General features: G+C 41.7%; 19 protein-coding genes. All 19 read right to left on the minus strand.

The window, feature by feature from the left end:
• Window positions 1–5: 5 nt before the first annotated feature.
• Entirely contained in the window at window positions 6–275 is a 270-nt protein-coding gene (fliQ, locus tag ACFPU1_RS04950; RefSeq protein WP_054635318.1) for a flagellar biosynthesis protein FliQ, read from the minus strand.
• Between the two features lie 12 nt (window positions 276–287).
• The gene (fliP, locus tag ACFPU1_RS04955; RefSeq protein WP_385939186.1) at window positions 288–968 is read right to left on the minus strand and encodes a flagellar type III secretion system pore protein FliP; all 681 of its coding nucleotides are present in this window, start codon (window positions 966–968) and stop codon (window positions 288–290) included.
• Window positions 965–1,600 (minus strand): flagellar biosynthetic protein FliO, encoded by a 636-nt coding sequence (gene fliO / locus ACFPU1_RS04960; protein WP_385939188.1) that lies wholly within the window; start codon window positions 1,598–1,600, stop codon window positions 965–967. Before fliO ends, fliP begins: the two co-directional genes overlap by 4 nt.
• A gap of 13 nt (window positions 1,601–1,613) precedes the next feature.
• Complete coding sequence (locus ACFPU1_RS04965) at window positions 1,614–1,976, minus strand: response regulator (RefSeq protein WP_054635316.1); 363 nt, start codon at window positions 1,974–1,976, stop codon at window positions 1,614–1,616.
• 25 nt (window positions 1,977–2,001) lie between these two features.
• The gene (fliY, locus tag ACFPU1_RS04970; protein WP_385939190.1) at window positions 2,002–3,225 is read right to left on the minus strand and encodes a flagellar motor switch phosphatase FliY; all 1,224 of its coding nucleotides are present in this window, start codon (window positions 3,223–3,225) and stop codon (window positions 2,002–2,004) included.
• Window positions 3,222–4,211 carry a flagellar motor switch protein FliM gene (gene fliM, locus ACFPU1_RS04975; RefSeq protein ID WP_385939192.1) on the minus strand — a complete coding sequence of 330 codons (990 nt, stop codon included), beginning with the start codon at window positions 4,209–4,211 and terminating at the stop codon, window positions 3,222–3,224. The genes fliY and fliM overlap by 4 nt, the downstream gene beginning before the upstream one ends.
• A gap of 37 nt (window positions 4,212–4,248) precedes the next feature.
• Complete coding sequence (fliL, locus tag ACFPU1_RS04980) at window positions 4,249–4,680, minus strand: flagellar basal body-associated protein FliL (protein WP_385939194.1); 432 nt, start codon at window positions 4,678–4,680, stop codon at window positions 4,249–4,251.
• Window positions 4,677–4,895, minus strand: coding sequence for a flagellar FlbD family protein (locus tag ACFPU1_RS04985; protein ID WP_385940458.1), 219 nt, complete (start codon window positions 4,893–4,895; stop codon window positions 4,677–4,679). Before ACFPU1_RS04985 ends, fliL begins: the two co-directional genes overlap by 4 nt.
• Before the next feature lie 52 nt (window positions 4,896–4,947).
• On the minus strand, window positions 4,948–5,742 hold the full coding sequence (gene flgG / locus ACFPU1_RS04990) for a flagellar basal body rod protein FlgG (protein WP_385939196.1): 795 nt from the start codon (window positions 5,740–5,742) through the stop codon (window positions 4,948–4,950).
• 79 nt (window positions 5,743–5,821) lie between these two features.
• Complete coding sequence (locus ACFPU1_RS04995; RefSeq protein WP_385939198.1) at window positions 5,822–6,202, minus strand: TIGR02530 family flagellar biosynthesis protein; 381 nt, start codon at window positions 6,200–6,202, stop codon at window positions 5,822–5,824.
• 19 nt (window positions 6,203–6,221) lie between these two features.
• Complete coding sequence (gene flgD / locus ACFPU1_RS05000; protein ID WP_385939200.1) at window positions 6,222–6,677, minus strand: flagellar hook assembly protein FlgD; 456 nt, start codon at window positions 6,675–6,677, stop codon at window positions 6,222–6,224.
• A gap of 9 nt (window positions 6,678–6,686) precedes the next feature.
• Window positions 6,687–8,264, minus strand: coding sequence for a flagellar hook-length control protein FliK (locus ACFPU1_RS05005; protein WP_385939202.1), 1,578 nt, complete (start codon window positions 8,262–8,264; stop codon window positions 6,687–6,689).
• Window positions 8,265–8,291: 27 nt separating this feature from the next.
• Window positions 8,292–8,873, minus strand: coding sequence for a MotE family protein (locus ACFPU1_RS05010; RefSeq protein ID WP_054635311.1), 582 nt, complete (start codon window positions 8,871–8,873; stop codon window positions 8,292–8,294).
• Between the two features lie 11 nt (window positions 8,874–8,884).
• Window positions 8,885–9,322 (minus strand): flagellar export protein FliJ, encoded by a 438-nt coding sequence (fliJ, locus tag ACFPU1_RS05015; protein WP_385939205.1) that lies wholly within the window; start codon window positions 9,320–9,322, stop codon window positions 8,885–8,887.
• A complete protein-coding gene (gene fliI, locus ACFPU1_RS05020; RefSeq protein WP_054635309.1) occupies window positions 9,319–10,641 on the minus strand; it encodes a flagellar protein export ATPase FliI in 1,323 nt (440 codons plus the stop codon). The genes fliJ and fliI overlap by 4 nt, the downstream gene beginning before the upstream one ends.
• Window positions 10,619–11,458 carry a flagellar assembly protein FliH gene (fliH, locus tag ACFPU1_RS05025; protein WP_385939207.1) on the minus strand — a complete coding sequence of 280 codons (840 nt, stop codon included), beginning with the start codon at window positions 11,456–11,458 and terminating at the stop codon, window positions 10,619–10,621. The genes fliI and fliH overlap by 23 nt, the downstream gene beginning before the upstream one ends.
• Window positions 11,442–12,455 carry a flagellar motor switch protein FliG gene (gene fliG / locus ACFPU1_RS05030; RefSeq protein WP_054635306.1) on the minus strand — a complete coding sequence of 338 codons (1,014 nt, stop codon included), beginning with the start codon at window positions 12,453–12,455 and terminating at the stop codon, window positions 11,442–11,444. Before fliG ends, fliH begins: the two co-directional genes overlap by 17 nt.
• Window positions 12,456–12,466: 11 nt before the next feature.
• The gene (gene fliF / locus ACFPU1_RS05035) at window positions 12,467–14,050 is read right to left on the minus strand and encodes a flagellar basal-body MS-ring/collar protein FliF (RefSeq protein WP_385939209.1); all 1,584 of its coding nucleotides are present in this window, start codon (window positions 14,048–14,050) and stop codon (window positions 12,467–12,469) included.
• A gap of 42 nt (window positions 14,051–14,092) precedes the next feature.
• Window positions 14,093–14,386 (minus strand): flagellar hook-basal body complex protein FliE, encoded by a 294-nt coding sequence (fliE, locus tag ACFPU1_RS05040; RefSeq protein WP_054635305.1) that lies wholly within the window; start codon window positions 14,384–14,386, stop codon window positions 14,093–14,095.
• Window positions 14,387–14,404: the final 18 nt, after the last annotated feature.

Raw genomic sequence — 14,404 nt, forward strand, 5'->3', positions numbered from 1 at the left:
CCATCTTATCCTACATAATGGTGAAGATTGCTTAGAATTTGATGAGCAAATTGAACCACATGAGACAGCATCCACGGACCAAAAATAATTAAAGAAGCAAGCACTCCTAATATTTTCGGGATAAAGGCCAACGTCTGCTCTTGAATTTGAGTGGTTGCTTGAAAGACTGCAACCCCAAGACCAAGGACCAGCGCAACGACTAACAAAGGTCCTGCTACCAGAAATACTGTCCATACTCCGTTTTCCGCCAAGCTTATAACCATTTCCGGACTCATCATATACCACCTTTAATAACTTAAAAGCAAAGATTCAACAATTAAATACCATCCATCAACCAAAACAAATAACAAAATTTTAAATGGAAGTGAAATCATCACCGGGGGAAGCATCATCATTCCCATCGACATAAGAACACTGGCCACTATCATGTCAATGACTAAAAAAGGGACAAAAATTAAAAAGCCGATCTGAAAAGCCGTTTTAAGTTCACTTATAGCAAACGCAGGGATAAGAGCTGTTAAAGGGACATCATCGAGTGATTCAGGTCTCTCAAGACCCGCGTACCCCATGAACAGGGCCAAATCCTTTTCCCTGGTGTGCTGGGCCATAAATTCCTTTATTGGTGACGCTGCTTCCTGGAATGCTTCTTCTTGTGTAATTTCACCCTCAAATAAAGGGGTTAACGCTTCATCATTTATTTGAGAAAACACAGGGGCCATAATAAAAAAGGTTAAAAATAAGGCTAAACTAATCAACACCTGATTGGGAGGCATCTGCTGAGTAGCAATCCCCATTCTCACAAAAGAGAGCACCACCACGATTCTTGTAAAGCAAGTCATTAAAATTAAAATAGCAGGGGCCAGTGAAAGGATCGTTAACATAATTATCAGCTGTATGGTGGTTGCCAGGTCTTCTGGATCATCGCTTAACAGGTTGCCAATATCTACTGCTGGAAGAAAGATAATCATTGTTCCCTCTCCTTTTCCCGGCGGCCCGCCTGTTCTCTTGCTTCCTTTAACTCACCCAGACGGCTGTTTAAAAGAGATTGAAAAGGTTTAACGTTATCGTCATCCTGCTTCTTACGCAGAATTTTGGTTTGAAGCCAGTCTGTGGCTTTTTCCATGGCTTCATCGTTTTGCCCGTCTTCATTGTTCAAAATTTCTTGTATTTCTTCTTCATTTTTTATTTCTTTTAATAGATGAATAGAGTCACCCACCCCGACGACAAGAAGGCGATTTCCTACCTTCACCAGCTGGACAGATTTGTGATTTCCAAGAGGCACCCCTCCTATGTTTTGAAGCGTGCGGGCAGAGTGATAAGATTTTGTTTTTTTACTAATAAACTTTAAAAGCATGTACATTAAGCCGATAACAAACAAGAGAGCGCCTATCATTTGAGCAAACATGAGAAAAGGATTTCTTTCCGCTAAGACAGGTTCATTGTCTGAACTTGCATCAGACAACGAACCCTCTTCCTCTTGATTTTGAAGCCAGTCATTTACCGTTCCATTTTCACTACTTTCAGCAAAAACGGAGCCGGGCGGCATGAAATAAATAAGTAGAAAACATATCATTATTAATAAACCGAAAAAATTTTTCATAAGAGGCGACACTTTATCCTAACGTTTTTTTAATCGCTTCAATCACACGGTCTGCCTGAAAAGGCTTCACGATAAAGTCCTTTGCACCTGCTTGAATAGCATCTATTACCATTGATTGCTGGCCCATAGCTGAACACATGATGACTTTGGCATTGCCATCAAAAGCTTTAATTTCTTTTAATGCCGCTACCCCATCTTTTTCAGGCATAGTAATATCCATTGTAACCAGGTCAGGGGATAGCTCTTTATACCTCTCCACAGCTTCCTCGCCATTTTGAGCCTCACCGGCAATCTCAAAACCGTTTTTAACCAGAATGTCTTTAATCATCATCCTCATAAAAGATGCATCATCAACTATTAATACAGATTGTCCCATGCTAATATCCCCTTTCATATCTCTGCTAATTTAAATTTTTTATTCTATCTTTTTGACTGATAATATCTGTCACTCTGACACCAAAGTTCTCTTCAATCACCACTACCTCTCCTTTGGCTATCAGCTTTTGATTTACTAAAATATCAATAGGCTCTCCGGCTAATTTATCGAGTTCAATGATTGATCCATGAGAGAGGGCGAGAATGTCTTTGATTGATCGTTTTGTCCTGCCGAGCTCTACGGTAACGTCAAGTGGTATGTCCAACAGCATATCCAGGTTCTTTGGCTCCGCAGCTTTCCCTTCCCTCTCTTCAAAGTTAGAGAATACTGCAGTTTGGACTTCACTGTCCGGCTCGGAATGAAAGTTTTCCGGTCCGCCATTGTAACTGTCAGACCTGGCCGCAGCTGTTTCTTGAAGAGCATCTCTGCTGATGAAATCCTCAGCTTTCTTTGTATGTTGAGTAAAATCTTCCTTATTGGCTAAGGTCTCACGTGTGGTTACTTCTTGCCCCTTGGTGTCAGAAGACGGCTTACTCTCGCCATCAGGTTCTTCAGTCTCCATCAGTTCACTTATCATTTTTTTAGCAAAAGGAATGGTGACTACTTGCATAATAGAGGAATCAATCAATTCTCCGACCTTTAAACGAAAAGATATTTTCACTATCATTTCTTCGTTATCAGCAGGTGATTCTTTTGTTTCAGCGTCTAATATTTCAATTCCCGGGGGAGTTATATCCACTCGTTTCCCAAAGATGGCAGACATCGACGTTGAAGCTGACCCCATCATTTGGTTCATAGCCTCTTGCACGGCACTAATTTCCATTTCACCAAGCTCTTTATCTTCAACTGAACCGCTTCCGCCCATCATTAGATCAGCAATAATAGAAGCATCACTGCTTTTAATAACTAAAAGATTTGTTCCTTGAAACCCTTCTGTGTACTCTACATTCACGGAAAGACACGGCTCCGGAAATTCAGTCTGCAGCTCATGCATAGCCACTGCTGAAACTACAGGGGTCGTAATTTCCACTTTTTGGTTGAGCAATTGAGACAAAGCGGTTGCTGCGCTGCCAAAGGAAATATTCCCTATTTCTCCCAATGCATCTTGTTCAATGGGCGTTAAATAGGATTCTATATTTCTCTCATTATTTAAGGCCGTAGAATCTGTTGCTTCTGTCTCATCACTATCACCGTTTACACCTTTTAACAACTCATTAATCTCCTCTTGAGAGAGCATATCATCATTCAATTTTCTTCCCCCTCCTCATACTCCCTGGTTACTTGGACGGCCATTTTGTTTTTCATCTTGCCAGGCTGCCCATAATACTTTTTCTCTCCCTCAACATGTATTTCTAAGGGTTCATGAATACCCTGATTTAATTGAATAACATCGCCAGGACTCAACTGAAGAAAGTCTTCAATAGAAATTTGCGAATGCCCAAGCAAAGCTTGAACAGTAAGCGGAGCTTTTTGAACGGTTGCCTGCAAAGCTTTTTCATGATTGCTGTCTCTTTTTTGCTTTTTGGTCTGCATCCAGTAATGCACAGAGAGCTTTGGCAGAATTTCTTCAAGTACTACATGAGGAAGACAAATATTTATCATCCCGGAAGCTTCATTAATTGTCGTAGACAAGGAAATTACCACCACTGTTTCATTTGGAGATACCATTTGCAGAAACTGAGGGTTAACCTCTAATGCATGCATTTCAGCCTCAATACTGATCACAGATTCCCAGGCTTCTTGAAACGTTTCAAGCATTCTTTGAAAAAGCTGCTTTAGTATTCTAGTTTCAATTTCTGTTAACGTATCAATTTTATTAAAGCTGGCCCCTTTTCCGCCAAGCATCCGATCCAGCATGACATAGCCAATATTAGGATTTACTTCGACTAGAAACCTGCCTTCTAACGGGTATGGCTCAAAAACATTTAACAACGTCATTTGAGGAATAGAGGAAATAAATTCTTCGTAAGGCAATTGGTCTACAGAGGCTACAGATATCTGTACAAACGTTCGAAGCTGTGCTGAAAAGGTAGTGGTGAGCAAGCGGGAAAAATTTTCATGTATTCTTGATAAGCTCCTGATCTGATCTTTTGAAAATCGCACCGCTCTTTTAAAGTCATAGGTGTGAATTTTTTGTTTTTCTTCTTCCTTTCGCAGTTCCTCTGCATCCATCTCTCCAGTAGAGATCGCTGAAAGTAATGCATCAATTTCATTTTGTGATAACACATCAGCCAAATCGCTCACCTCTTTTCCCTATTCCAATAGAATTCTTTTATTGGATCATCCGCTGAGTTGTATACACGTTCACTACTTTGCCGTCTTCTACCATTTCATTTAATTGCTCAACAAGCGAAGCTTCTAACTCTTCAATTCCTTCTTTACTTTGAAGGTCGCTCGCTTTAAGGTTGGCCAGTTCTCGGATAATCAAATTGTTAACTTGAAAATCTCTTTGCTTAATTTCCTCTCTGGTATGCTTGGAATCCAGATGAATCCTGAATTGGGCTCGAATAAAATGGTTAGAGGATAGATTGGTTGTAATTTCCTCTGTCTCCCAGGAGTTTTCAATCACTTCCTCAATACTTGGTTCAGCGGTTACTTCCTGGTCGTCAGAAAGGTAATTAAAAAGGACGATCGCCAGCACGCCTAATAACGTAATGGATACAAGCATAACGGCCATAATACTGAGAAGTTTATTTTTTTTCATTCCTTATCTCCTCCTTTCATGGCCGTTGTACCGACTAAGCCGATAGAGGAATAAAAAGCCTGCATTTTTTCCTTTACTCCTGTCATCGATTCTTTGACGATAATAGATTTTCCGTTCGTGAGAAGAATGGTAGTATCAGGAAAGGCTTGAATCTGTTCTATTAACAGGGCGTGAAGATAAAAAGTCTGCCCATTTAACCTTGTTAGTTCAATCATATTCGTCATCAGAGCCAAGGAGTTCGCAGCTCTGCCCTCCCTTTGTTATAAATTACCGTTTTAAATTGACTAATTCTTGCAGAATTTCATCTGAGGTTGTAATGATTCTCGTATTAGCCTGGAAACCTCTTTGAGAGACTATCATTTCTGTAAATTCCTCTGATAAATCAACGTTGGACATTTCCAATGTTCCAGCAACCAGGCTTCCTGCCCCCCCTGCGGCAGGAGCTCCAAGTACTGCCGGTCCTGAGTTGGCTGTTTCCTGATAAAGATTCCCGCCTATTTTGGAAAGGCCTTCCGGATTATCAAAAATAGCAAGACCAACCTGATCGCCTGCCACAAGGTCTCCATTTTCGTTAATGATATTAACTGTTCCATCCTGGCCGATACTAAAGCTTTGAGATGTAGCAGGTACTGTAATAGGAGAGGCTCCGCCAGCACCTACCAGGTACATGCCTTCACTGTTTACAATAGAACCGTCTTCATCTAAGTAGAAATTCCCCGCTCTCGTATAATAGTCAGCATCTCCATCTGTTACAGTAAAAAAGCCGTCTCCAGAGATTCCTAAATCAAGCTCCCGGTTCGTATTTTGCAGGCTCCCCTGGGTCATGATCGTATCAATAGAGCCAATCTGAGATCCCAGACCTACCTGAATTGGATTTGTTCCTCCTTGCCCTGCCTGCGGTCCAGTGGCACCCGCCATCTGTTGGCTCACCATATCCTTAAACGTCGTTCTTCCTTTTTTAAAACCAAAAGTATTTACATTAGCAATGTTATTTCCTATGACATCTAATTTCGTTTGAAAATTGTTCATTCCTGATATTCCAGAATACATTGAACGAAGCATATGTTTTTCCTCCCTCTGTTTTGAAACTCACTGTATCAGTCGATCTACAGCTAAAGGCTTCCTTGGCAGGTCGGGCCTTCTATAAAACAATTGTCCCATTTATGTTTGTAAATATTTGACCGTTTGCTTCCTGTCTATTCATTGCTGTAATAACTGTCTCATTTTTGGCGCTTACAATTAATGCAGCCTTATCAGTGAGAACCAGCGACTCATTTACTCCCTTTTTCTTTGCACTTTTTATTTGTTCGTCAATCTTTTTCCATTGCTCAGGGGAAATTGTTACCTCTCTTGCAGCAAGCCGTTTATCAGCATGTTTGCTGATTTTTAAACTAGTAGGCCCGGCGAGTTCTTCTGTAAACAATTTCTGAAAATAAGATGTTTCAATCTTATTATTTTCGGGAATATGTTTTTGAGGATGAGGCAATTGATGCAATCCATAAGATTGAATAGGAATACTCATTTTTTCCGCCTTTCACTTGCTATTGCCCGTGAATTTCAATAATTTGTTTATTTGTAACCCAACGGTTGTTATCAAGCAGGACCCGGATGGTTCCGTCTTTTTCTTGTTTTACGGAAAGAACTCCATGTTGTTCTGTAACTGTTTGGGTCCTATGTTCATCCACCTCTACTTCACGTTCCCAGGTGACTTTTCTTCCTATAAGTTCACTATTTTGAACAAGCGCGCTGCTTTGTTGTGATGTGATAAAACGTTCAAGAGTTTTGTTCATATTGGTCATCTGCTCTAATGAAGAAAAATTGGCCATCTGTGCAATAAACTCTTTATCTTCCATTGGATTTAATGGATCCTGATTTTGAAGCTGGGTAATAAGAATTTTGAGAAAATCATCTTTTCCCATAATATTGCCTTGAGCTTCTTTAACAGGTACATTGTGCTGCTCAGCAATACCAAAGGATGAATGTATCGTATTTGTCATGGCTCCCCCTTAGATCTCAGTATTTATCCTTTCCTTTTCTAGAAAGTCAGCAAATTCTTGTCTTCTAGGATCATTTTCTTCTTCTTGCTTTTCCTCTTGATCAGTATCTCTTCTATCCTTTTGAGAAGAAGATTCCTTTTCTTCTTTATCGTCGTCCCAGGAAGGGTGCTGGGCTATTTCAATTTTTTCTACAGAAAGATTTTGCTGCTGAAAGAGAAGACGAAGCTGGGAGATTTGTGATTCAATTAACTCTCTTGCACCAGAAGAAGACACAATCATCCTGGCTGCTAACTTACCATCTACATGGGTGAACTGAATATCCAGTCGGCCTAAGTTTTCAGGGAACAGCTTTATTGACAGCTGCTGCTGGCCATTTGAAAGCTGTTGGAGGTTGGAGCGGCCCATGATTTCCTGAAACTGTCTTATAAACTCCTGCTTCCGCCTGTATGTGGTCTTGTTTTCCCCAAGATAAATATACAGCTGTTCAGCTTTACTGCCTGTTGTCATTCCTTCAGAGGTACTAACGGACAAAGGAAGCTGCGCAGGCGACTGACTGTGACTTTTAGAAAATAATTCCTTTGCTGCAGGTATGATTTCCCCTCTTTGTGTTTCTCTACCATTCTTTTTATCCACAGTTTTGAAAAAAGGGGGAGGATCGTTGATATACCGGTGAAGCTGATTTCCTCTTTCGCTATTATTGGTATTCTCACCTGGATTCGGTGAAATCTGACGTAAAGCCTCTGAAATAGTCCTGCTTTCCGGGAACAAACCACCCATTGAAACAAGAAAGCCCTGCTGTTGAGAAAGGGGCAATTCTCGAACTAGGTCCTCAATGGGAACACCCTCCTCCTGTAAGACAAAAAGTCCCGCTGCAGCCAATACCTTGACGGCTTCCTTTACGCTTTCCTCTTCTTCAAACGGTTTGTTCTCTATCATGGACTCCTCTATAGACGACAGGGAAAGCAGCTTCAGGGGTAATGGGGTTGGCGTCATATTTTCGCCTGTTTTTCCAAGGAAACCGTCAGAGTCTATTTCTTTGCCTTCAGTAATTGAATAGATGTTGTCAGAGAGAATCTCTTTGCCTTCGGTAGTAGGATTGATGCTGTCAGAGTAGGTCTCTTTGTCTTGAGTGGGTAATGGAAGGTCCACAATAGAGGTTTTGTTTCCTCCCCGCTTCATTTGGGAAACTTCCGAAACAACATCGAGCAGGCTTGTCTCTTCCTTCATCATTTTCGTAATTGCTTCTTGTACAAGAAGCGGCAATTGATCAAACTGATGCTCCCACTCAGGCAAGGAGGTTCCCATAGAGGGTTCTAGTTTTCTCTCCCACTTTTTTTCAAGCTTTTCAGCCAGCCCTTCTATGGCTTGAATGAATATCTCCCATTCTGCATGAATCTCCTCGTGCTGGTACGAAGAGTCGTCTAGTGACAAGGAATTTTCGTTATCTTGGAAAGGAGAAGAGAGCAAAGCTGTCAGCAAAACAGAAAAGCCTTCATTGTGTTCAGACAAGGGATTGACTTTTTCCTCTGCAAGCTGCTGGGGCATAACTTCTTTAGAAAACAACTGACCCATCATTACATCATTCATAAAGTTCACCTCCTTTCACCATATAGATCATTGATAAGATAAAGCTGCCATCACTTCAGCAGCCTGCTCCGGCTCCATCTTAGCTAAAATCTGGCCTCTGCTCTCCGTTCTCATCTCACTCATATGAATGATGATGTCAGCAGTACTCATCTCTCCTAAAATGGCTGCAGCTCTTTTAGGAGACATCGATTCATAAACCCTGGCAAGCTCTTTGATTTCAGCCTGTCCCCCCTCAATTTCTGCGTCTTCTTGTTCCTCATTTTCCTCTGCTTCTATACTTTCCTCCAGCTCTTGAAGGGCACCTTCACTTGCTTCAAGTTCCTGTTCTAGTTGATAGATTCTCTGTTCTTGCTCTTCAATGGTAGCAATCATATCCTCTCTTTCATGTTCTTCTGCTTCAGCTCCCTCTCTTGAATCTACAAGTGATGAAATAACCGGGATGTTAGATGCGATATTCTTGGCTGGTTCTGCAATGCTAAAGCCTAGAAAAGAGAGAATCACAAGGCCCACAACCATGGCAAAAAATCCTGGGATGATAATAATAAGCAAAATCCATTGAAGCTTGCTTGCTCCTTCCCTTTCTTTATTATTTCCACTATTTTTACCCATTCTTTTTTCCCTCACCGTGCTGCATATTTCTGAATAGAAATTTCGTCCATTATTTTCTCTTCTTCTTTTTTCAAGCCATACTCATACTCTCGTCTTTTTTGCTCACGAATCCTCTCATATTTCTTATACTCTATAAACGCGTACTGCATTTCATTTTTTTTGGAATTCATCAACACTCTGGCATGATCGGCTGACACCTTTGCTTTCATGACGTCCTGGTGTAGAAGCATGAGAGAAGATTCTGCCGTTTGAAGTTCATGGATTGGCATGCCGTGCTTCATTTTTTCTCCGTAAAAGGCTTCAGCCTCTTCTTTTCTTTTTAGGAGGTGATACAGATGTGTAGCTTTTTCCTCAAATTTAGTAACAGAACGGCTGTATTCCTCTTCAGCTGACACTCGGGCGTTTTCTTTCATTTCAAGTAATTTTTTCAATGAAAATTGAAAGCTCATGCCTGAACTCCTCCCCCTTCAAATCGCTTTTGTAGAGCCTTAATGATTTCTTCATATGTATATTTTTCATCTGTTCTTTGTTGAAGAAAGGTCAATATATCCGGGTACGCATCGATCGCTTCATCTATGTGAGAGGAAGAACCTTTTTTATAGGCGCCGATATTGATGAGGTCTTCGGAATCGTAATACGTTGACAATAAATACCGTAAGTTTTCAGCTGACTCCTGATGCGTTGAATGAGTGATATCTCCCATCACCCGGCTTATGCTTTTTAAAACGTGGATGGCTGGATAATGGCCTTTATTCGCCAACTCTCTGTCAAGCACCATATGTCCGTCTAAAATCCCTCTCACAGCATCTGCAATCGGTTCATTCATATCGTCTCCATCTACTAAGACCGTATAAAAAGCAGTGATTGACCCTCTCTCATCTGTGCCAGCTCTCTCTAAAAGCCTGGGAAGCATAGCAAAAACCGATGGAGTATATCCTTTGGTCGTAGGAGGCTCACCAATCGCCAAACCAACTTCTCTTTGAGCCATTGCAAAACGGGTGACAGAATCCATAAGTAAATTGACATGAAGGCCCTGGCTCCGAAAATATTCCGCAATCGCTGTCGCGGTCATTGCTCCTTTAATTCTCATTAAAGCAGGCTGATCGGAGGTGGCAGCTACAATCACAGACTTTTTTAATCCTTCTTCTCCCAAATCACGTTCAATAAAATCCTTTACTTCTCTTCCTCTTTCACCAATTAAAGCAATTACATTCACATCAGCTTCAGAGTTTTTTGTAATCATAGCAAGCAATGTGCTTTTGCCGACTCCACTCCCTGCAAATACCCCGACACGCTGGCCCTTTCCTACAGTAAGGAGACCGTCTATCGCTTTTACTCCTAGAGATAAAGGCTCTGTTATCCTTGGTCTTTGCAAAGGGTTTGGCGGGTCTTGTTCTGTAGGGATCGAGGAAAGCCCTTTAGGCAATTCTCTGCCACTTAGTAACTGTCCGCAGCCATCAAGCACTTCCCCTATCAGACCCCGTCCGGCTTTTATTTCCAAGGGCTTGCGGGTTGATTCTACCAGGCATCCGGGAGAAATGTTTTTCGTAGTTGTCAGGGGCATTAAAAGTACGCTTTTTTCTTTAAACCCAACAACTTCAGCCAGAACTGGTTCTTTTGCCTTTGAAACATGGATTTTGCATAAATCTCCTACTGAGGTATGAGGTCCTCTTGATTCAATAGTCAGCCCTACCACTTTTGTCACTTTTCCAAGTTTTTTATAAGGGCTTAATTCTTTAATTTCCTCAATGAGCTCGGCTGCTTTCATGAGCCTCCTCCTTCAGCACTTCAATCAGCTGCTCTTTTAGTTCCTTTAACTGACTATCCAATGAGGCATCCAGTCTTCCATAAGAGGTTTCAATCACACATCCTCCGGAATCTAACTGACTGTCAGGGTATATTCTGAGCATTTGTGAATAGCTAAGAAGCTCTTTGATTTCCTCAGTCTGTTGTTGTATTTGCTCAAATTGGGATGGGGGAACAAATATAGTAACTTCTTCTTGCTCTTTCACTTCCTGGACAGCTTTCTTTACAATATCTGTCCACCTTTCAGGCTCATCTTCGAGTGCCTGGTACAAGATGCGGTCTGCCACTGCAAGAGCGATATTTAAAATAACAGGCTCTGCTTCTTCAAGATAACGGATATATTCTTGCTTTGCCTGTTGAATTAAATGTTTAGCATCATCGACCGCAGTTACATACTCTTCTTTCCCTTCCTGTTTTCCAGCTTCATACCCTTCTAAAAAACCTTTTTCTCTTGCTTCTTCATACGCAAGCTGAATACGCTGCTTAGAACTTTCTTCTTCCTGGCTTACCGCCATTTGTATTCTGTCAGCTTCATCGTAAGCCTGCCTGATCATTCGTTCTCTCTCTTTTAACGCTTCACTGATTATCTTTTCTTTTTCTTTCGCTGCTGCGGCTATCTCATCTTCTGGGGAATATTCTGATTGTGCCGGCCCGAATTCTTCCTTCCTCTCCCCTTGAGAAGAAGAAAGCTTCTTAATCGATATTTGCCTTGGCAAAGGTGTGTGACTGCCATGAGAAAAATCTGCTTTCCCTTTGATCACCCTAAACGACAATGTCATCTCCACCCCCTCGCGCAATGACAATCTCGCCGGCTTCTTCTAAGGTCCTTACTGAACCTACAATTCTACTTTGAGCTTCTTCAACGTCACGAAGTCTCACAGGTCCCATAAACTCCATTTCTTCTTTAAACGTTTCAGACATTCGTTGTGACATATTATTAAAGATGATGTCCTTCACTTCATCACTTGCCACCTTAAGAGCGAGTTGAAGATCATCATTTTCCACTTCCCTGATCACTCGCTGAATTGAGCGGTTATCGAGTGTAACAATATCTTCAAATACAAACATTCTTTTCTTGATCTCGTCTGCTAATTCCGGATCTTGAATTTCCAGGGATTCCAGTATGGTGCGTTCTGTGCTCCGGTCTACGCTATTTAACACTTCTACGACAGATTCCACCCCTCCGGCTTCCGTATAATCCTGCACCACTGTTGCAGAGAGTTTCTTTTCAAGTATGGATTCCACTTCATTCACAATTTCCGGTGAAGTGCTATCCATCAGAGCAATCCTTTTTGCAACATCAGCTTGAAGTTCCTCGGGAAGCTCCGATAAGATCTGGCCCGCTTGAACAGATTCCAAGTAAGAAAGAATTAAAGCAATGGTCTGCGGATGTTCGTTCTGGATAAAATTTAAAATCTGGGACGGGTCAGCCTTGCGGGCAAAATCAAATGGCCTGACTTGCAGGGTGGAGGTAAGACGCTCAATAACCTCCATCGCCTCATTTTCTCCAAGAGCTTTCTCCAAAACGCTTTTCGCGTAACCAATGCCTCCTTGGGAAATATAATCCTGTGCCATTACAATTTGATGAAATTCCTCAAGGACGGTGGCCTTTATTTCACTTTCCACTTTTCGCACGTTTGCTATTTCTAACGTTACCTTTTCAATCTCTTCTTCTGTTAATTGCTTATACACCTGAGCCGACACATCAGGACCCAATGAAATGAGAAGGATAGCAGCTTTTTGTTTTCCCGTTAACCCGCTTTTTTTCTTAATCATTTTCCACCCTCCTAATCATCTGAAAGCCAAGTGCGCAGTAATTTAGAAAACTCTTCCGGCCGCTCTTTAGCCATTCTTTCAAGCTGCTTTCTTTTTGCCTCTTCTTCTGTTTCTTCCGGCTCTGGCAAGTCTTCATATTCACTGGAAATTGTAGTTTCCATCAATTCTTCTTCCTCAATTACTTGTCTTCTGGATCGGAGGAGAAGAATAATAAGCAAAATGATGACTGCTATTAACACGCCGCCTGCAATATAAAGCCACACAGGAATGCCTGCACCTTGCTCAGGCTCCATTTCAACTTTTCCAATAAATGGATGCGAGGAAACAAAGATCTTATCCTCGATATCCGCTTCAGTAAGATCAGCTGTATATTCCTGGTCTATGCTTGTTCTCACAATGGTTCCCAATATTTCCTGTATGTCGTTTATACGATCTGCCGGAAGAGTAGCCGGATCTTCAGGATCGGGAGGCTCAACCATAACCTGGACACCGATATCCCTGACTTTATAAGGGCTTTCTACTATTTCCCGATGGATACGGTTCACTTCATTATTGATTCGATCTTCTATTCTTTCGTATTCACCCTCCCCTGCTCCAGCTTCTGCTGGAAAAGCAGGGATATCCTCTTCATCTGCACCAACAATACCGCCATCTGGAGCACCGTTTCCTTCATAGGTTTCTGTTATCCGTTCTACACTTACTGCAATACCTTCCATATTTTCTTCATCAACTGGCTCAACCAGAGACTCTTCTCGATTCTCTTGAGTAAAATCTATATCCGTTGTCACAGAAACGAGAACTTTATCCTGGCCCATCATCGTACCGAGCATTTGCTGCAGCTCTCTTTGAATATCTTGTTCAATTTCACGCTGAATGGAACGCTGCTGGTCAAATGCAGATAAAGTACTGTCTGTTTGATGGTCTTCATAATAAAAATGTTCAAACATCTGGTTCATGATGACGATATTATCCACAGGAAGGCTTGGGACACTTTTTGAAACCAGGTGGTACAATGACCGAACTTGCTGCTGGTCGGGCTGATATCCCCCAGCAGTATGAAGAACGATCGAAGCCGAGGCTTCCCCAGGCTGATCCGATACCCATGTTGATTCTTCAGGAAGAGTGATCATTACATTCGCCTGATTCACCCCGTCAATTCCCCGAATTAAATTTGCAAGTTCTGTCTGCATGGCCGCTCTTTCCATCACTGAAAACTCGCTGTCTGTCATTCCAAAACCCATTCGGTCCTCGACAAATGAGTAATCGATGGAGCCGCTTTGAGGAATTCCTTCAGCTGCCAGTTCTACTTTCAGTGTATCGACTAACTCCTCTGGCACTTTTATCGTTGTCCCGTCATCTGACACTTGAGAAGAAATGCCTCGGGCATCGAGAGTTTCTTTAATCTGCCCTGTTTCCTGTACTGTTAGGTTTGAGTAAAGAGGTGTGTATGTAGACCGGGTGCTAAAGAGAATGGCCAGAACCATGAGGATAATTAAAAAAGAGAGAATCCCAATGAACGCTAATTTTTGTTGTTTAGTTCTTTGCTGCCAATATTCAATTGTTTTATTTTTATAAGTGAGAAATTTCTCGTTCATGCCGCCTCCAGCTCCCGCACCTTCAATAAATAAATTATTCTATTACACTTGCATTCTCATGACTTCCTGATAGGCTTCAATTACTTTGTTTCTAACCTCAACAGTGGCCTGTAAGGAAATGCTTGATTTCTGAGCAGCTATCATCACGTCATGTAAGTTTTCTGCTTTTCCTGCAGCCAGCTTTTCAGTCATTTTGTCAGATTCCTTCATGGTCTCATTGACCTGACTTAATGCATGGGTAAAGGATTCCTTAAATGACTGATGAGCTTCAGCGGGCGTTTTTTTCGTTTGCATGTTATCAAGAGTTCTGCTGTCGCCGATTGAATACAGTTCCATCTCCGTTCCTCCTTGTTA

The sequence above is a fragment of the Thalassorhabdus alkalitolerans genome, assembly GCF_042656525.1.
In the GTDB taxonomy this organism is placed as follows: domain Bacteria; phylum Bacillota; class Bacilli; order Bacillales; family Marinococcaceae; genus Thalassorhabdus; species Thalassorhabdus alkalitolerans.